The organism is Actinomadura rubteroloni (genome assembly GCF_002911665.1).
In the GTDB taxonomy this organism is placed as follows: domain Bacteria; phylum Actinomycetota; class Actinomycetes; order Streptosporangiales; family Streptosporangiaceae; genus Spirillospora; species Spirillospora rubteroloni.
This window is the reverse complement of sequence record NZ_MTBP01000002.1, coordinates 1,783,398-1,801,410: the sequence shown is the minus strand read 5'-3', so window position 1 is coordinate 1,801,410 and position 18,013 is coordinate 1,783,398. Positions and strand designations below refer to the sequence as shown.

General features: G+C 73.2%; 15 protein-coding genes. 4 read left to right on the top strand and 11 right to left on the bottom strand.

Annotated features, from left to right (window positions below; genetic code table 11):
- Positions 1-35 precede the first annotated feature (35 nt).
- Entirely contained in the window at positions 36-1,067 is a 1,032-nt protein-coding gene (locus BTM25_RS19770; protein ID WP_103564320.1) for an aldo/keto reductase, read from the bottom strand.
- 156 nt (positions 1,068-1,223) lie between these two features.
- Here BTM25_RS19770 and BTM25_RS19765 point away from each other — a divergent pair, with 156 nt between their 5' ends.
- Positions 1,224-2,093, top strand: coding sequence for a helix-turn-helix domain-containing protein (locus BTM25_RS19765; RefSeq protein WP_103564319.1), 870 nt, complete (start codon positions 1,224-1,226; stop codon positions 2,091-2,093).
- Here the strand turns inward: BTM25_RS19765 and BTM25_RS19760 are convergent.
- Entirely contained in the window at positions 2,090-2,929 is an 840-nt protein-coding gene (locus BTM25_RS19760) for an SDR family NAD(P)-dependent oxidoreductase (protein ID WP_103564318.1), read from the bottom strand. The two genes, BTM25_RS19765 and BTM25_RS19760, sit on opposite strands and share 4 nt — an antisense overlap.
- A gap of 355 nt (positions 2,930-3,284) precedes the next feature.
- Between BTM25_RS19760 and BTM25_RS19755 the strand changes: the two genes are divergently transcribed.
- Positions 3,285-3,632 (top strand): VOC family protein, encoded by a 348-nt coding sequence (locus BTM25_RS19755; RefSeq protein WP_103564317.1) that lies wholly within the window; start codon positions 3,285-3,287, stop codon positions 3,630-3,632.
- A 60-nt stretch (positions 3,633-3,692) separates the two neighbouring features.
- Here the strand turns inward: BTM25_RS19755 and BTM25_RS19750 are convergent, their stop codons facing one another.
- Positions 3,693-5,576, bottom strand: coding sequence for a sulfatase-like hydrolase/transferase (locus BTM25_RS19750; RefSeq protein WP_103564316.1), 1,884 nt, complete (start codon positions 5,574-5,576; stop codon positions 3,693-3,695).
- Between the two features lie 88 nt (positions 5,577-5,664).
- Here BTM25_RS19750 and BTM25_RS19745 point away from each other — a divergent pair, with 88 nt between their 5' ends.
- A complete protein-coding gene (locus BTM25_RS19745) occupies positions 5,665-6,582 on the top strand; it encodes a formylglycine-generating enzyme family protein (protein ID WP_168212167.1) in 918 nt (305 codons plus the stop codon).
- 31 nt (positions 6,583-6,613) lie between these two features.
- Here the strand turns inward: BTM25_RS19745 and BTM25_RS19740 are convergent, their stop codons facing one another.
- From BTM25_RS19740 to BTM25_RS30030, 3 genes are all read right to left on the bottom strand, one after another.
- Positions 6,614-8,389, bottom strand: a complete 1,776-nt coding sequence (locus BTM25_RS19740; protein WP_103564315.1) for a sulfatase — start codon at positions 8,387-8,389, stop codon at positions 6,614-6,616.
- A 78-nt stretch (positions 8,390-8,467) separates the two neighbouring features.
- The gene (locus BTM25_RS19735; RefSeq protein WP_103564314.1) at positions 8,468-9,364 is read right to left on the bottom strand and encodes a poly(ethylene terephthalate) hydrolase family protein; all 897 of its coding nucleotides are present in this window, start codon (positions 9,362-9,364) and stop codon (positions 8,468-8,470) included.
- A 92-nt stretch (positions 9,365-9,456) separates the two neighbouring features.
- On the bottom strand, positions 9,457-11,187 hold the full coding sequence (locus BTM25_RS30030; RefSeq protein ID WP_205648157.1) for a dienelactone hydrolase family protein: 1,731 nt from the start codon (positions 11,185-11,187) through the stop codon (positions 9,457-9,459).
- A gap of 53 nt (positions 11,188-11,240) precedes the next feature.
- Between BTM25_RS30030 and BTM25_RS19725 the strand changes: the two genes are divergently transcribed.
- Positions 11,241-12,194: a GHMP family kinase ATP-binding protein gene (locus BTM25_RS19725; protein ID WP_168212166.1), complete on the top strand. Its 954-nt coding sequence runs from the start codon at positions 11,241-11,243 to the stop codon at positions 12,192-12,194.
- Here the strand turns inward: BTM25_RS19725 and BTM25_RS19720 are convergent.
- From BTM25_RS19720 to BTM25_RS19700, 5 genes are read right to left on the bottom strand one after another with little or no spacing between them, the layout of a single operon-like run.
- A complete protein-coding gene (locus BTM25_RS19720) occupies positions 12,155-13,744 on the bottom strand; it encodes a hypothetical protein (protein WP_103564312.1) in 1,590 nt (529 codons plus the stop codon). The genes BTM25_RS19725 and BTM25_RS19720 overlap by 40 nt on opposite strands.
- Positions 13,726-15,627 (bottom strand): NAD-dependent epimerase/dehydratase family protein, encoded by a 1,902-nt coding sequence (locus BTM25_RS19715; protein WP_168212165.1) that lies wholly within the window; start codon positions 15,625-15,627, stop codon positions 13,726-13,728. Before BTM25_RS19715 ends, BTM25_RS19720 begins: the two co-directional genes overlap by 19 nt.
- Positions 15,624-16,388, bottom strand: a complete 765-nt coding sequence (locus BTM25_RS19710) for a GNAT family N-acetyltransferase (protein WP_103564310.1) — start codon at positions 16,386-16,388, stop codon at positions 15,624-15,626. The genes BTM25_RS19715 and BTM25_RS19710 overlap by 4 nt, the downstream gene beginning before the upstream one ends.
- Positions 16,385-17,176: a glycosyltransferase family 2 protein gene (locus BTM25_RS19705; protein WP_103564309.1), complete on the bottom strand. Its 792-nt coding sequence runs from the start codon at positions 17,174-17,176 to the stop codon at positions 16,385-16,387. The genes BTM25_RS19710 and BTM25_RS19705 overlap by 4 nt, the downstream gene beginning before the upstream one ends.
- Complete coding sequence (locus BTM25_RS19700; protein WP_103564308.1) at positions 17,173-18,003, bottom strand: class I SAM-dependent methyltransferase; 831 nt, start codon at positions 18,001-18,003, stop codon at positions 17,173-17,175. Before BTM25_RS19700 ends, BTM25_RS19705 begins: the two co-directional genes overlap by 4 nt.
- Positions 18,004-18,013 lie beyond the last annotated feature (10 nt).

The following is an 18,013-nucleotide window of genomic DNA, read 5'->3' as shown; positions in this document are numbered from 1 at the left end:
TGGTGGTGACGACGCGGTCGCGAGGTCGGATCGCGCTATGCCGGGGCGGCGGAGGGCTGAGCGCGGCGGCGCAGCCGCTTGTCGGTGACGGCGGGGCTGTCGGCGGCGTAGTTGTCGGCGGCGTTCAACTCGCCACCGGCCGGGACGATCTCGTCGATCCGGTCCAGGACGTCGTCGGTCAGTCGCACGTCGGCGCCGACGAGCAGCCCGTCGAGCTGGTCGAGCGTGCGCGGACCGATCAGCACCGTGCTCACCGCCGGGTGGGCGCGGACGAACGCCAATGCCAGATGCGGCAGGGGCATGCCGATCTCGTCGGCGAGTGAACGCAGGTCGGTGAGCGCCTGGAGCTTTGCCCGGTTGCCGGGCGAATTCAGGTCGAAGACACGCGCTTCCAGCCCGGCGCGCGTGCCCTCGGTCGGGGTCGCGCGTCCCGACAGCCACCCGCTGGCCAGCGGGCCATAGGTGAGCACGCCCATGCCGTGCCGCTGGACGGTGGGGAACACGTGCGCCTCAGGGGTGCGGTTGAAGATCGAGTAGCGAGGTTGCTCGGTGCGCAACGGCCGCAACCCTGCGCGTTGCGCGGCCCACTGCGCCTCGACGATGAGTTCGGCCGGGAAGGTCGACGCCCCGATCATCCGCACCTTCCCGGCGGTGATGAGATCGCCGAGCGCCGCCAGTGTCTCGTCCAGTCGGGTCGCCGGGTCGGGTCGGTGCAGCTGGTAGAGGTCGATGTGCTCAACGCCCATGCGCCGCAGGCTGTCCTCGACGGACCGCTTGATCCACCAGGCGGAGGCCCCGCGTCGGCGCTCGCCCATCGGGAGGCCGAACTTCGTGGCGAGCACGACCTCGTCCCGGCGGCCCCGCACCGCGCGCCCGACCATCCGCTCGGACTCGCCCAGCGAATACACGTCCGCGGTGTCGATGAGGTTGATCCCGGCGTCCAACGCGCGGTGCACTATGGCGGTGGCGTCATCCATGGTCGGGCCGCCCGGAAATCCGAAATTCATTGTCCCGAGAGAGAATTCGCTGACCTCGACGCCTGTGGCGCCCAATGTCCGGTACCGCATGCGCTGCTCCTAACTCTGCCGCGACCGGTGCGGTCGCCATTTCCACAACACCATCGAGCGGCCGACGCCGGCACAGCGCGTGTGTCCCGGGCTCGGCGAGAGGGGGGAACAACGCACCCCCCGCACACGCGCCGGGCGGGTTGTAGCCTCGAACGCATGGACAATCCCGGACCCGGGGACCTTCGCGAGTTCCTGCGCACCCGCCGGGCACGGATCAGTCCAGACGATGTCGGCCTGCCACCCCAGCTCGGCACCCGGCGTGTTCCAGGGCTGCGCCGCGAGGAGGTCGCTCTGCTCGCCGGGATCAGCGCGGAGTATTACGAACGCTTCGAGCGCGGCCGCACCAAGGGCGTGTCGAGCGCGGTGCTCGACGCGGTGTCGCGGGTGCTGGCACTCGACGCGGCCGAACGCGACCATTTGTACGCCCTCGCCGCGCCCACCCGCGGCCAACCGGTGTCGCCGCCGACACAACGCGTGCGTCCCGGCCTGCGCCGCATCGTCGACTCCATCACCGATGTTCCGGTGCTCGTCCTCGGTCACCGGTCCGACGTCCTGGCCGCCAACCCGCTGGCTCGCGCTTTCTACACCGACTTCGACGCGCTCGCGCCGAACGACCGCAATATGGTGCGCTACCTGTTCGGCGACGAGTCCCGGGAGTTGTACGACGATTGGGCCGCCACGGCCCGCACCGTCGTCGCCGGACTGCGCAAATACGCGGGCCGATACCCGCACGATCCGAAACTCGCCGCACTGGTCGGTGACCTCTCGGTGCGCGATCCCGATTTCCGCCGCTGGTGGGCGGCGCACGACGTGTACGTCCGCGACCACGGCAGCAAGCGCTACCACCACCCGGTCGTCGGCGAACTCGAACTCGGCTACGAGGCGTTCACCCCCGCCGGCGAGGTCGGGCTCACGCTCGGCATACACAGCGTCGAGCCCGACAGCCCCTCCCAGCAGGCATTGGCATTGCTGGCCGGCTGGTCGTCCCAGCGGGTCCGCGCGGTGGGACGACCTGGAACCGACTAGCCCTGGACGGGGAAGTCGGCGGCGCGGGCCTGCGTCTCGTGGGAGCGAACGTCGGCCAGCTTGCGGGAGAGGACCTCGATGACGCTGTCGTATCCCGCGCCGCCGAGCACGATGCGTCGCGGCGGCTCGGGTTCGGCCATCGCCGCGAGCACCTGCGCCACCCCGCGCCGGGGATCGCCCGGCTGCTCGCCGTCCTGCTCGACCATCGCGGCGTGCACCGACTCGAGCATCGAATCGTAGGCGGCGATGTCACCGACCGGCTCATCGGCGAAACCCGCGTAGGCGTTGGTGCGAAACGCGCCCGGCTCGACAGTGAGCACCTTGACGCCCAAGGGTGCGACCTCCTCGCGCAACACGTCCGTCAGGCCCTCGATCGCCGACTTGGCCGCCGTGTAGTAGCCGAAACCCAGCACCCCCCCGATGCCCGCGACCGACGACATCGTCACGATCCACCCTTCCCGCCGGGCCCGCATGCCCGGCAGAACCGCCCGCAGCACCGCGACGACCGCGAAGAAGTTCAATTCGAACGTCCCTCGCACCACCGTCTCGTCGGTGCCCTCGACCGAGCCGTGCCAGCCGCGACCGGCATTGTTGACCAGGACATCAATGGCCCCGAACCGCTGCTCGGTCGCCTCGACGGCCTGCCGAACCTGACCGCCGTCGGTCACATCGACCTCGAGGACCAGCACCCGGTCACCATGCGCCCTCGCCCACTCCCGCAGCGTCGCGGGCCGCCGCGTCGTGATCGCCACCCGGTCGCCCCGGGCGAGTGCCGCGTCCGCGTAAGCCAGCCCGAACCCGCCGGGAGTCCCACCCGTGATGAACCACGTCCGCACAATTCCTCCGATGACGAAACTGTCTCGGCAGCCCCCTCGGCATGCACCGTCACGTTCAGCCCTTCCCCCGGGGGAAGGTCAACCCCACGGATTGGAGGTCTTGGGGCTGCGGCCTGCCGGTTCGTGCTGGCGGAGGCGGCTGTCGGGGCATGTGGGCGCTGCGGGACGGGCCCGTCCGCCCGGCTTGATCATCAAGAGGGCTCCTGGTGATCGCCGCGTCAGCGGGAGCGGCGCGACGGTCCGTGCGTGGACACGCGTCCCCTTGTCACCACTCCGCGCGTCAGTGGCTGTTTTCGATCCTCATAAGGGCGTGCCCCATGGATCTCGATCCGGTGGTTTCGGGTAAACCACTGGTATGACGATTCGCCGTGCCGTGCCCGACATCACGACCGCCGACCCGGCGGTGAGCAGCGCCTTCTACCAACTCCTCGGGTTTCGCGAGGAGATGAACCTGGGCTGGGTCGTCAACCTGGTCTCGCCGTCCAACCCGACCGCTCAGGTCATCCTCGTCACCAAGGACGCGGCGGCCCCGGTGAACCCGGATCTCAGTATCGAGGTCGAGGACGTCGATGCGGTCTACGAGGCGGTGCGCGCGACCGACGCGGAGATCGTTCACCCCATCACCGACGAAGAGTGGGGCGTCCGGCGCTTCTTCGTCCGCGACCCGGACGGCAAGGTGGTCAACGTCGTCGGCCACCGCTGACCGGCGCGATGGCTGACTCCTCGCCGTTCCTGCCGGTCACGGCGACGACGCCGCGATGGGTTAGTCGGGGGTTCCGCCGAAGATCGGGGTCGTGGGTGTGTATTCGCCGGTCAGGACGAGGCTCAGGTAGAGGGCGGCGTCGTGGACGTTTCCGTTCTTGGATCGTGCGGCTCGCTGGATCGCGGGTAGTGCGGGTCGTGCCGTTTCTCCCAGGGATGTCAGCGCGGTGAGCGCCTGGAGGCGGATCGGGATGCTGATGCTCTCGTCGTCCAGTGTTCCGGCGAGGTGGGCTACCGCCTGTTCGGTGCGGCCGCCGAGGCGGGCCAGGGCTTCGGCGGCGATGATGCGGACGTGCGGTGACGGGTCGGCGGTGAGGATTCGGGTCAGGGCGTAGGTGGCCGGTGCGGCGGCTTTTCCTTTTTGCATGAGCAGGCCGGACGTGGCCCAGTAGCGGATTACTTCGTTGTCGTCGGCGAGGGCGCGGGTGAGTCTTGCGACGTCGTGGGGATTGCGGCGGATCGCGGTTCCGGCTACGTCCAGTACTTGGCGCAGGGGGTAGGCGTCGGGGGCGCGGCTCGCTTCGTAGCCTTCTAGTGGTGAGCCTTCGGGGATGAAGCCGTTGTCGTTGACGCTCAGGAGATGGTCGTCGAGCGCGCGGCGAAGCCGGTTGAGGTGGCCTTGGTAGCGAGGGTTCTCGGTCAGGTTGTGGATTTCGTCTGGGTCGGTGTGCAGGTCGTACAGTTCTTCGGCGGGCTTTTCGTGCCAGAAGCGTTCCTGGACGGGCGTGAGTTCGCCGTCCAGGTGGGCCTGTTCCCAGGCTTGGTAGCCCTTCTGCTGCCATGCGTACGCCTGGTGCTGCCCGTACGGGCGGTGCGGGGCGTAATTGCGGATGTAGCGGAATCGTTCGTCGCGCGCGGTGCGCACCATGTCGTACTGCTCGCCCATTCGGTTGCGCATTCCGAATGCGTACGCCGGACGGCGGCGCGCGGTGAGGGACGTGCCCGTCATGGCGGCGGGGGCGCGCATGCCGGCCAGTTCGAGGACGGTCGGGGGGAGGTCCAGGGACACGGTGATGGGCGCGGTGATGACCGAGCCGGGTCGTGCGGGGGCCAGGTGCGCCCATTTGCGCGGGTATCGGACGATGAGCGGCGTCCGCAGGCCGCTGTCGTAGCAGAAGCGTTTGCTGCGGGGGAGGATGCCGCCGTTGTCGCCGAAGTAGAACACGATGGTGTCCTCGGCGAGCCCGTCGGCTTCCAGTTCGGCCAGACGGGCGGCGAGTTGCCCGTCCATCTTCTCCATCAGGTCGTAGTAACGGGCGCGGTCTTCGCGGATCGCGGGCACGTCGGGCACGTAGGCGGGGACGCGGACGTCTTCGGGGCGTGTGCGTCCTGGTTCGGCGGTGAAGATCTGCGACTCGTGGGTCGTCATGTAGGTGAAGACCGAGTAGAACGGGGCACCGGCGGGGCGGTTCCGCCAATGCGCGGTCGCGCTCGTCTGGTCCCACACTTCTTTCGGCTTGATCGTTGAGTTGTAGTCGGTCTTGGAGTTGTTCGTGGTGTAGTAGCCCGCCGCTCGCAGGTATTCGGGAACTGTTCTCGTGTCGGGCGGGAGTTCGCCGGTGGCGCGCATGTGCTCGGCGGGGCCGTAGCTTTCGGCGGGCAGGCCGGTGACGAGCGCGAACCGCGACGGCGCGCAGACGGGTGCGGCGGAGAAGGCGTTCTCGTAGCGGACGCCGTCCCGCGCGAGCCGGTCGATGGTGGGTGTGCGCGCGACCGGGTCGCCGTAGGCGCCGATGTAGGGGTTGTTGTCCTCGCTGATCAGCCACAGGATGTTCGGCCCGCGTGCCGGGGCGGCTGCTGCGGGACGGGCGGCGAGGGCCGCTGCCAGTGCGCCGCCGGCACCGGCGGCCAGCACGTTGCGACGGGACGGCTCGAAACCGCTCAAAGGAGACTCCAGGGGGCCGAAGGGGACAGCAGTCGTGATCGTGGAGTAGGTTTCGGACTGTTGTCAACCATTCTGGTAGGAATAGAACATGACCGCCGAGTCTCCGTGCTGCGCGGCGGCGCGCCCCGCCGCATCCGACGCGCTGCCAGTGCCGATCGTCCCGCCGCGCCGCGCCGCGGACGGTCCCGCGCCCCGCCCGCCCGGGCTCAACAGCATGCTCCGGCTGCCCGGCGGCACATTCCGGATGGGCAACGAGGACGAAACGGCCAACCCCGGCGACGGCGAAGGTCCCGTCCGCGACGTCGCCGTGGTGCCGTTCCGCATCGACGCCCACGCGGTGTCCAATGCCCGGTTCGCCGCCTTCGTCAAGGCCACCGGGCACGTCACCGACGCCGAGAAGTTCGGCTGGTCCTATGTGTTCGCCGGTCTGCTGCCGCCCGGGACGGCCGACGCGTTCCCGACGCCGGCCGGCACGCCGTGGTGGCGCGGCGTCCCCGGCGCGACCTGGCGCTCGCCGGAAGGCCCGGAGAGCACGCTCCAGGGACGCGAACGGCACCCGGTCGTCCACGTCTCCTGGAACGACGCCGCCGCCTACGCCGCCTGGGCCGGGCGCCGCCTCCCGACCGAAGCCGAATGGGAGTACGCCGCACGCGGCGGGCTCGACCAGGCCCGCTATCCGTGGGGGAACGAGCTGACGCCGCGCGGCCATTGGCCCTGCAATATCTGGCAGGGCGAATTCCCGCACGTCAACACGGCCGAGGACGGCTATGTGGGAACCGCGCCCGTGGACGCCTACCGTCCCAATGCCTACGGGCTCTATAACGCCGTCGGCAACGTATGGGAATGGAACGCCGACTGGTGGGCCGAAGGCGAGACGTGCGTCATGCGCGGCGGCTCGTACCTTTGCCACGACTCCTACTGCAACCGCTACCGGGTCTCGGCGCGCACCAAGAACACGCCGGACTCGTCCAGCGGCAACACCGGCTTCCGCTGCGCCGCCGACTGACGACCGCCGCTGCTCATCTAGGCCGGGCCGGTCATCGCACGTCCTCGGTCTCCGCCGCGAGGTCGTCCGCGAGCGCACGCAGGTCCCGCGTGCTCAGATGGCCCGACCGGGCGAGGTCGTAGAGGGACAACTGCGGCATCGCCGCCACCAGCTCGCTGTCCAGGACGAACGGGACGTGCTTCTCCAGGACGGGCCGCAGTGCCGTCCGGGCCAGGTGCAGCAGCGGCCGGGTCAGCAGCCCGGACGCGGGCAGCAGCGCGACGGCGGGCAGCGGCTCGGCGATGGCCGCGGCCCGGTCGCGCTGGGCCGCGACGAGCAGATGCGCGCGTGTGACCGGCGCGTCGCGCGGAAGGCCCAGCCGCCGGTACTGCGACAACGGCGCGTCGCTCTCGCGCAGCAGGCGCTGCAACAACCGCAGCATCCGCAGCTCGACCTCGTCGTCCAGCAGCGGGCGCTCCTGCTTCGGGTCGGTCTCCAGGTCGAACAGCAGCGTCCCGTGCAGCCACGGGTTGGACAGCCGGGCGGATCCGCCGGCCGGGACGCGCATCGTCCGCAGCCCCTTGGTGAACGCCAGCGGCTCGGCGGGCTCCCACTCGGCGAGTTCGGCGACCGCGAACCGGGACCGCATGTGCGTCGGCATCAGGGTGTACTCCTCCAGCGGCCCGTTCGCGCGGTCGGCGGCGGCGCGCATGTAGACGTACCGTCCGTCGGTGACGTTCACGTGGCCGCCGTGGATGCCGAACAGCGCGCCGTCGCGGATCGTCCGGTCCCGTTCCAGGACGTCGGCGAGGTCCCGGCCCTGCATGTCCGGGGTCGGCGCCAGGCCGAAGAAGCCCAGCACGGTCGGCGCGATGTCGATGGTCTGGGCGAGCGCGGCGCGCCGGACGTCGCGGCCCGCGGTGCGCGGGTCGCAGACGAACATCGGCAGGTGGACGAGTTCGTTGAACCACGGCATCACCGACTTGGCCCACCAGCCGTGCTCGCCGAGCAGGAAGCCGTGGTCGGTGTTGACGATCAGCAGGGTGTCGTCCCACAGGCCGTGCCGGTCCATGGCGTCCAGGACCCGTCCGAGCGAGCGGTCGCACATCGACACCAGCGCCGCGTACTCGTCGCGCGCCCGCCGGACGGTCTCGGCGGGCTCGACGGTCTTGGCGTACGGCGGCCAGTCGAACCGGGGACCCGGCCGGTCGCCGCCGTACTTCCCCAAATATTCGGGGTTGTTGGTGAAGAACGGCTCGTGCGGATCGAACATCTCGATCTGCACCAGCCACCGGTCGGCGCCGGCGTTGGTGTCGATGAAGTGCACGCCCGCGTCGACGGTGAGCGTCTGGGAGTGCTCGGCCTCGGTGGGCATGTAGCGGCGGTTGACCTCGTCCTGGGCCAGCATCCCCGCGCGCATGTCGGCGGGCGGGTGTTCCGGGACGACGCCCTTCCACGGGTCGCCTTCTTGGCCGCGGAAGAACTCCCAGGTCGAGTAGCGGGTGTGGTAGGTCGCGCCGCCGTCCTCCCAGTAGTGCGGATGGTCGGACGCCAGATGGGTGTGCACTCCCGCGTCTCGCAGCAACTGCGGCATCGAGTCGTCGAACGGCTCCAGCGGCCCCCAGCTCCGGTGCAGGAAGTTGTACCGGCCGGTGTGCAGCTCGCGCCGGGCCGGCATGCACGGCATCGACCCGGCGTAGAAGTGGTCGAACGTCACCGCCCGCCGCGCGAGCCGGGCGAAGTTGGGCGCGTCGACGAACGTGTCCCGCGCGTACGGCGACAGCATGTGCCGGTTCAGGCTGTCGAACATGACGATGATCGCCTTCACGGCCGGACTCCTTCGGTCGGGCGCGGCCGCCGGGGTGCGGATGTCGGTGGAACCGATCCGCACCGGGGCTCTCGCGGGTCAGGAAGAGGGGCAGGAGTCCCGGTACTCGGTGAGTTCCGAGTCGGCGGGGGCGGGGCAGAGGAACTGCTCGTAGCGGCCGTCGTCGTCCACGAACCGCTTGAGCCAGGCGACTTCGAGCGCGCCGATGAGCGGGTTCTCGCGGACGAACGTCCCGTGGGCGGCGTCGGCGATCTCGGCGTAGGCGCGTTCGCGGGCGCCGGTGAGGCTCTGGTAGATCGGCTCGGCGAACGTGCCGACCTGGGCGGTGGTGTCCTGCGTTCCGCCCTGGACCAGGGTCGGGACGGTGATGCCCGACCAGTTCTTGATCGTGTGCCAGGGGGCGAGCGGGACGGCGGCCTTGAGGCTCGGCCGCGTCCAGGCGGCGTAGAGGGTGCCGCCGCCGCCCATCGAGTGGCCGGTGACGGCGAGGCGGTTCGGGTCCAGGCGCTGACGGACGGCGGCCGGGGACTGAGCGGTCAGGTAGTCCAGTGCCCCGAGCAACTGCTTGCCGCGCGCGGTGGGCTGGTCGGTGAGGCCGTTGGTCGCGATGGTGATGACGACGAACCCCTGCGACGCCAGGCGCGGCCCCAGCCAGGCGACGGCCTTCTCCGCGCTCTGGTAGCCGGGGACGGCCGCGACGCCGCCGAACGTGCCCTGGCTCGTGTCGTCGGGGTAGTAGATCGTGCCGCCGCCGAACGCGCCTCCCGCCTGGGCGGCGGTGACCGTGACGGTGGAGTAGGCGAACGGGCCGAGCGCGGCGCGGATGCCCGCAAGCGTCGGCGCGGGTCCGCGCGCGTACGACCCGGCGGCCTGCCGGGTGACCTGCGCCGACGCGTGCGCCGGTGCGACGGCCGGCGCGGCGCCCAGCGCGAGCAGGGCGGAGACGGCCGCCAGCCGGCGCGCAACGGACCTCATGTGAACTCCCAATTTCCGTCTTTACGAGTAGGAAAGATTGGGAACTGATCTTGTTGCACCCGTGCACGGTCGTCAATGCCGCGCGAGGTGATCTAAGCCGCACCCCCGGCTTCCAGGCGGGGGCAGTGCCGGTCGATCAGGTGCGCGGGGCGGATCTTCGCCCACGCCGCGTCGAAGTCGGCCAGCCAGCGGCGCTCTCCCCGGGGTTCGGGGGCGGCGGACGTGCGTCCGATCTCGCTCCCGGCCTGGGCGTCGCGGGCCATGACCGCGGTGATCCGGGCGGTGGTCTCGGGGGACAGGTCCGGGGTGCCGAGGAGCTGGGCCACGACGTGCTCCGGGGCGGCCACGAGATCTTCGTAGTGGACGACGTGGCTTTCCACATCGGCGGAGCGCATCAAGGCCAGGCTGCGGACGCCGTCGAGGAGTTCGCGCGCGGCTTCGTCGCTGTCCGTGCCCGGGAAGGCGCGGTGGACCGAACGGCCCCAGGCCCGGCGCTCGCGCAGCAGGTAGATGAAGCGGGCGGACGGGAACGCGTCGAGGACGTCCGGCATCGCCCGCGCGGCCTGGGAGCGGAACTTGACGGCGCACCCGCCGCCGGACGGGAGCAGGGCCGAAAGCGCGTGCCAGGCCAGGTTCCGGTGGGTCGCCGTGCCCAGCGCGGCGAATTCGGGACGGCGCAAGGCCAGTTGCGTCACCGCGTCGGGCTCGGAGTAGGCGCGCGACGTCGCGCACCCGAGGAGCGCGTTCAGCAGCGTCGAGCCCGTCCGGCCGATGGAGAAGATCAGGATGGGCGCGGCGGCGGGGTCGGGCGGCCCGAAGGCGCGGTCCAGGTGCTCGAACGGCACCCGCACGACGTAGCGGGCGTTCGTCCGCTGTTCGACGTAGAGGAACGGTTCGCGGGCCGCCGCCCCGACGTCCGCGTGGAAGGTGAGCACAAGTTCGCGGGCGTCGAGGTCGAACGCGTACGGCAGGAGCTTGTCCGCCGGGACGCGGCGCAGCGGCAGCGGTTCGGCGAGCGTGAAGTCGTCGGCCTCGGCCCAGTCGAACGGCAGCCGGGGGCGGCGCGCGACGACCCGGCTCGCCGTCGCGAGCGTCCGGTCGCCGGGCGCGGTGCGCAGCTCGCGCGGGGGCGCGGTGCGAAGGTGGGCGCGCAGGAACGTCAGCGTGGCCGCCCACGCCTGCCGTGCCGCGTCGGCGTCGTAGGCGCCCATCGGGTTCTCGTCGTTGAAGAACGCGTGGTCGGCCGGGTAGAAGCGGACGTCCGGCCGCCGTCCGGACGCGGCGGCGAGGCGGTCGGCCAGGCGCCGCGCCCCGGCCGGGGACGGCGTCGTGTCGAGCCTGCCGAAGTGGCCGAGGACGGGCGCGGTGAGCCCGGTGAAGTCCGGACGTCCGTCGAGCACGCCGTAGAACGTGACGACGGCCCCGACGCGCGGGCCCTGCTGCGCGGCGAGCGTCAGCACGAACCCGCCGCCCATGCAGAAGCCGACCGCGCCGACCGCGTCGCCCGTGACGGCGTCCAGGCCGAGCAGGTGGTCGACCGCGCCGCCGAGGTCGGCCGCCGCCCGTTCCACGGGGAGTGCGCGCATCAGCCGGTCGGCCTCGGCGACGTCGTGCGTGGTCGTCCCGCCGTACAGGTCGGGGGCGAGCGCGACGAACCCGGCGGCGGCGAGGCGGTGCGCGACGTCCACGATGTGGCTGGTCAGCCCCCACCACTCCTGGATCACGACCACGCCGGGCCCGGACCCGGACGGCGGCAGGGCGAGATACCCGTGGGCGGTGCCGCCGTTGCTCGGATAGGCGATTTTGGACGTTCGTGATTCCACCGTCATTTCTAGCTGTTCTCCTGGTTCGGGTGTTCACGCCGCTGGGAGGTCACGTGGGTCGCGCGTCCGCTCAACCCGTCCGGGCGTGCCTGGCGGGCGAGGACCTGGACTGGCTCGGCGGCCGTTCGGTGTGCGTGGCCCTCGACCTGTGCACGGTCGTCCGGATCGGCGCCCCGGACCCGGACGCGCCGGGCCGGATCCCCGTCCAGCCGTGGGCGGGCCAGATCTGGGACTTCCTGCGCACGCGCCTTCCCGGCCTGGACGCCGCGCCGCCCGCGACGTGGGCGTGCGGCCGGGCGCCCCTGGCGGGCGGGCTCTCGTCGTCCACCGCGCTGATCCTCGGCCTGTTCGAGGCGTTCGCGGCCCAGTGGGTGGACGCCGCGACGCTGGTCCGCTGGGCGTACGAGTTCGAGTTCGCGATCTTCAACGGCGGCGGGATGGACCATCTGGCCATCGCGCTCGGCGGCGTCACGCTGCTTCGAGGGCGCGCGGAGGGCTTGCCCGCGCAGGCCGGGCATGTCGCGTTCCCGGCGGAATGGGTGGTCCTGGTCGTGGACTCGGGCACCAGCAAGGACACCCGGGACCACATCCGGTTCGTCCGGGACCAGGTCGCCGCGCGGGATCCGGGGCTCGCGCGGTACGTCCGCACCGCCGACGCGGCAGGCGACGCGGTGTGGCGGGCGATCGGACGGCGCGACCTCGCCGCGCTCGCCGACGGCATCGAGACCGCGCACACGGTCATGCGCGACTGCCAGCGGATGTCGACGCCGCGGCTGGAGCGGATCCGCGCGCTGGCCTGGGAGATGGCGCGCGTCCGGCTGAAGGTGACCGGCGCGGGCGGCGGCGGGGCACTGGTCGGCGTGTGCGCGCGGGCGGACGCCGGGCCGGTGGCGCGCGTCCTGGACGAGCGGTTCGCCGCCGAGGTGCCGGGCGCGCGGACGCTGGTGGTCGAGGCGGCGGCGCCCCGTCACGGCGTGGCGTCCGGGAAGGCCGGGGAGTACTCGTAGGCGAGCCACTGCGCGTACGTGCGCAGCCCGAACGACAGGCCGTCCGGCGGCGTCCCGGCGTCGGACGCGCCGGACGCGAACGTCACCGGGACCGGCCGCACCGCCTCCCGGACGGCCCGGACGACCGTGTCCAGCCGGAGCGCCGGCGGGTCCGGGACGGCCGGATCGCCGCCGAGGATCCGGTTCAGCGCCGTGACCAGGTCCTCGGTGTGCAGCGGCCGGACGAGCGCGCCCGGATCGGCGGTGACCGTGTGCGGGACGCCCATCGCGGCGGCGAACACGACCGCGCCGAACGGCGACGCCGGCGGGCAGCCCGGACCGTAGAGGTCGCCGACGCCGATCACCTCGGGCGCGCGGCCGGGACGGGTCAGCGTGATCGTGCCGGACGGCGCCGAGGTCAGGTCGACGACCGCCGGTCCGCCCGGGCCCCGGCCGTGGTCGCGCAGCCCGCGCGCGACGAACTCCCGCAGCGGCGCGTCGCCGACGACCGTTACGCCGGTGCGCGCGGGAGCGCGCCGGGGCCGGTGCTCGGCGCCCGCGTCCAGGCCCCGCCGGGCGATCGCGGCCAGCGGTGCGCGCAGCTCGGCGATGTCCTCGGCCGAGCGGTGGTGGCAGAGCCCGCCGGGGCCGATGCTCGCGAGAGCGGCGGCGACGACGCCGGAGTCGGGGACGGCCCGGCCCGTCACCACGGCGGACCGGTCCGCGCGGGCCGCCGCGCCGAGCGCGAAGCCGGTCAGCCACACCTCCCGCTCGATCCCCGGCGGGCCGGCGGGCACCGCGACGCCCAGCCCGGCGAGGTACCGCTCGGTCGGGACGTCGTGCCACCGCGTGGCGTCGACCCGCACCGAGCACAGCGCCTTGCCGTACTTGATGAACGGCAGCGCGGACATGCCCTCGATCCGCGACTCCTCCGACTTCGCCGCCGGGTCGGCCGGGAGCCAGCACGCCGAGCGGCGCGGCCCGCGCCAGCGGTTGCCCGCGAGGCTGGCCGGATCGGCGTGCTCGACGGCGTTCGGGACGGCGACGAACCGGGCCGTCCCGGCGCGGCGCAGGTACTGGTGCAGCAGGATGTCGTCGGGCCAGGCGCCGGCGCGTCCGGCGGCGAACGCGGTGAACCCGGCGGCGACCCGACGCGGCAGCAGCACCGCCGCGCTCGGGGCGTACTCGCCCGCGGCGGCGGCCCAGCGCACCCCGGCGAGCGCGCCGAGCCGCACCGCGCCCGCGTTGCGCGAGTCCCACAGGGTGAAGAACGACAGCGCCGCGTCCGGGAGCGCCGCCGCCGCCCGCACGGCCCGGTCGAGGAAGCCGTCCGCGAGGATCATGTCGTCCTGGACGACGAGGTGGTGCGTCGCCTCCGGGGGCACGGACGACCAGGCGGCGAGCGCGGTGCGCAGCGCGGTCGGCGAGCCGTCCGGGTCCGGGTCCGGGGTCAGCGTGAACACCGCGTCGTGGTCGGCGAGGCGCCGGGCGAGCGCGGCCCGGCGCGGATGGGTCAGCACGGACGCGGTCAGCGCGACGCCGTCCCGCCGGATCACCGCAGCCCCGCCCACGCCGCCCAGTCCGCCACCTGCGCCATGCCCGCCGCGAGGTCCGTGCGGGGAGTGAAGCCCGCCGCGCGCAGCCGGGCGGTGTCGATGACGGTCGGGTCGGCGTAGAAGCGGCGCAGCCGGTCCGGCCACGCGGGGTCGTCGGCGGCGCCGTGCGCGGGACGGCCCAGCATCGCGCGGTAGCGGTCGTAGAACCGTCCCCATGTCGGGGCGTCGGGGCCGCGCAGCAGATAGGACGCGGCGGGGGCGTCCAAAGCGCTCAGGAACACCGTCGCCGCCGCGACGTCGTGGACGTGGACGGCGTTGCAGATCCCGCCGCCCTCGCCGCTCGGCAGGCCGCGATCGTCGGCGCGCAGCTTCGCGAGCGCCTTGACCGTCCAATTCGGCCCCCACGGGCCGTAGACCACGCCGGGGTGCAGGCAGACGACCTCCATGCCGTCCGCGCCGTCGAACGCGGCGCGCTCGGCGGCCAGTTTCTGCGCCGCGTAGCTCCGGTCGTCCGGGCCGGGGTCGATGCGGGGGCACGTCTCGTCCAGCACGGCCGCCGACCGGTACACGGCCATGCTGCCGATCAGGACCAGCCGCCGCACCCCGGCGGCCCGCGCCGCCGCGACGACGGCCGCCGTGCCGTCCACGGTGACCGACCACCGTTCGTCCTCGGAGCCCGCGTTGCCGTACGCGGCGTGGACGACGACGTCGCAGCCGTCGAACGCCCCGCCGGGGTCGCGGACGTCCCGCACGGCGCGGACGACGTCCAGATGCGCGAGCCGCGCGAACGCCGGGAGACTGCGGCCGACGGCGGTGACGGGGCGGCCCGCGTCCGCGAACGCCTCCACGACGGCCGCGCCGATGAACCCGTACGCGCCGGTCACGGCGACGCGCGCGGGCGCGGGCGCCCACGGCCGGGGCAGCCGCGCCGCCGGGACGCGGTGGCACCGCTCGATCAGCTCGGTGACGGGCCGCAGCTCGTCCGGGCGGGGCAGCCGGGTCGGGCGCCCGCCGATCGCCCGCGCGAACTCGGCGAACTGCTCCCGGAACAGGCCGGCGCGGGTGCGGGTGTCCGGCGGGTCGGCCGGGACGTCGCCCTCCGCCACGACGGTGCCGTCGGCGTCCCGGTGGACGTACCGCGCGGCCCGCTGCGCGTCGACCCGCAGCGTGCCGCGCGTGCCCTCGAAGCGGACGGCCCCGGCGAGCGTCCGCAGCCGGCTCAGCGCGACCGACACGGGCGTGCCCGCGACGTCGAGGACGAGTTCGGCCTCGGTCTCGACGCCGCCGGACGCGTTGTGCGCGACCGACACGAGCGTGGGCGGGGCGCCGAACCACAGGTCGAGCAGGTCGAGCACGTGCGGGCCGAGGTCGTGCAGCACGCCGCCGCCGGACGCGGCAGGACCGAGGGTGAACGCGCTGGTCACGGGCCAGGCGAACGGCATCCCCTCGTCCCAGCGGACGCGCCGGATCCGTCCGAGCGCGCCGCCCGCCAGCGTCGCCCGCACCCAGGACGCCGCCGGGAACAGCCGGCGCACCTGCGCGACGACCACGACCGGGCCGTCGAGGCCGCGCAGCCGGTCCAGCTCGGCGACCGAGCACGCCACGGGCTTCTCCACCAGGACGTGCTTGCCCGCCTCGGCCAGGCGGAGCGCGAGGTCGACGTGGCTCGCGGGCGGCGTCGCGACGAGTGCCGCGTCGAACGCGTCCGCGACCGCGCCGAGGTCGTCGGCGACGAGCGGCGGCGGCCCCGGGCAGGCGTCCGCCGCCGCGCGGGCGTGCCCGAGATCGGTGTCCACGAGTGCCGTCACGCGGAACGGGCCGGGCGGCGCGAGCGCCGGCAGATGGCACTCCCGCGTCACCGCGCCGCATCCGACGACGGCCAACCGGATCGCTGTCACGGCGCGTTCCCTTCGTCCAGCGGGTGCACGACCCACACGTTCGGCTCCCAGTACTCCCCGGCGTCGCGGGCGTGGTCGACGCGGAGCGGCGCGAGCCCGTGCGGGAAGACGTACGGGCCGTCGTCGGGGAACGCCAGGCCGGTCCACGCCCGCCACTCGGCGACCGTCCCGGTGATCCGCGACGAGCGCGGCAGCGCCGGCCCGATCCGCCCGCCGGCGCGCACGTGCGCGCGGATCCACGGGTCGAACGGCGTGCCGTCGTCGCGGCGCCAGCGCGCGTACCGCTCGATCGGCGTCAGCGGATAGCGCTCCTTCCAGGTCGGACGAACCGGGACGACCACGGCGCCGAACCCGTGCTGCCGGGCGAGGTCGCGCAGCTCGCCGAGCATCCGGCCGGCCAGGCCGCGGCGCCGGTGCCGGGGCGGGACCTCGATGCCGATCGCGCACAGGGCCGTCGGCGGCGTCCCGGCGTCGCGGGCGGCGAAGCTCGCGACGATCGCGGCGTCCAGGCCGGTGCCGAGGGTCGCGTCGGCGCCGTCCCACGCGATCGGCACCGCGCGGGCGGCGGCGAGGACGTCGTCGGCCGCCGCGTCGTGCAGGACGAGCTGGAACCGGCCGAAGTCGTCGTGCATCCGCTTCCACCGGCCGCCGGACATGACGTCGCCGTGCAGGTTGTACTCCGGCCACACGCCGTCGAACAGCTCCGGCAGGCGCGTCCACAGGTCCGGACGGTCGTCGTACGTCACCACGCGCGCGGTCACCGCGCCGCCTTGGCCGTGAACACGAACCCCTCGGCGCCGTGGACGTCCACGGGCGGGGCCACCGGGAACCGCGCCAGCGCGGCGCGCAGCTCGCCGGCGTGCGCGGCGACGACGCTCGACGGGCGGCTGAACCGGCGCCACATCCGCTCGTGGTGGTCGCGGGAGAACGTGTTGCCCCCGTGGAACGTGTAGAGGTACAGCAGGGCGAGGTCGTCGGCGATGTGGACGCGTCCGCGCTCGCGCAGGTCCAGCATGAGCGCCCAGTCCTCGCCGTGGTGCTCGTGCCGTCCGGTCTCGCGGTAGCGGAACCGCGCGTCGCGGCGCATGAGCATCGTCCCGGGCAGCAGCGGGTGCTCCGGCGGATCTTGGACGTTCCGGTGGTCGAGCCAGCGCAGCACCCGGTCCGGCTCGGACAGGTGCAGGTAGGACGACAGGAACACCGCGTCGAACCCGCCCGCGTCCAGCCGCTCCACCTGGCGTTGCAGGCGGTCGGGACGGCTGCAGTCGTCGTCGTCCCACACGCACACCAGCGCGCCGCGCGCCGCGTCCAGGGCCAGGTTGCGCAGCGCGCCGAGGCGCAGCGCGGGGTCGGCGGGGACGATCCGGGCGTCCGGGACGTCGGCCTCGGCGAGGCACCGCGCCAGCGCCGCCCGGTAGCGGGCCGTCCCCTGGGACACGATCACCAGCTCGCGGTGCGGGTACGTCTGGCGCCGGTAGCAGCCGATCGCGCGCCGGGCCGGGCCGAGCCGGTCGCGGCTGAGCATCAGGCAGCTCGCGACGGGGCTCACCCGCGTACCCGCAACCGCCAGGCGAGCACGAACGGCAGGCCGGCCCACGCGGCGCGGGCGGCGTCGGGGTACCGCCGCTCGTACCCGTGCGGCGGCAGCGTGCCGTTGGACTCGGGCTCGGCGCACTGCTCGACGTCCAGCCCGGCCGCCGCGAACGCCGCGAGATACGAGCTCACCGGATGGGCATGGTTCCGTATCCGTCCGAGCCGGTCGTCATGGCGGAACAGAAAGGTGCCGCGCAGCGCCGTCATCGTCGGGTGCACGTCCGTGATGATCACGCGTCCGCCGGGGCGGGTGACGCGGGCGAGTTCGCGGATCGCCGGGACGATGTCGGGCAGATGCGACAGCGCCAGGCCGCACACCGCCAGGTCGACGGTGTCGCCCGGCAGCGGCAGCGCGGTCAGGTCGCCCTGGAGCAGCCGCGCCTTCGGGGCCTTCGCACGCGCCCGGTCGAGCATCTCCGCCGACTGGTCGACGCCGGTCACGTCGTGGCCCCGCGCCAGCAGGGCGGCGGCGTGGCGGCCGGTGCCGCAGGCGGCGTCCAGGGCCGTCCCTGTGGGCAGCCCGTCGGTGAACGCGCGGACGACCGGTTCCTCGACCTGGATGAATGCGTCCGGTTCGGAGTCATAGGCCGCCGCAAGGGAGGCGTATCCCATGCTCACGTCGAGATCGGCGACGGGTTTGCCGGGCGGTTCCGGTTCGGCGAGCACTTCGCGCATCTCGTGCGTTCTCGCCGCGATGAACCCGTCGGTTCCGTCGATGGCGCCGCGCAGCAGCGCGAGCCCTTGGAGGCCGAGCAGCAGCGCCTGGTCGCGGTATTCCGGCATGTCTCTCCGA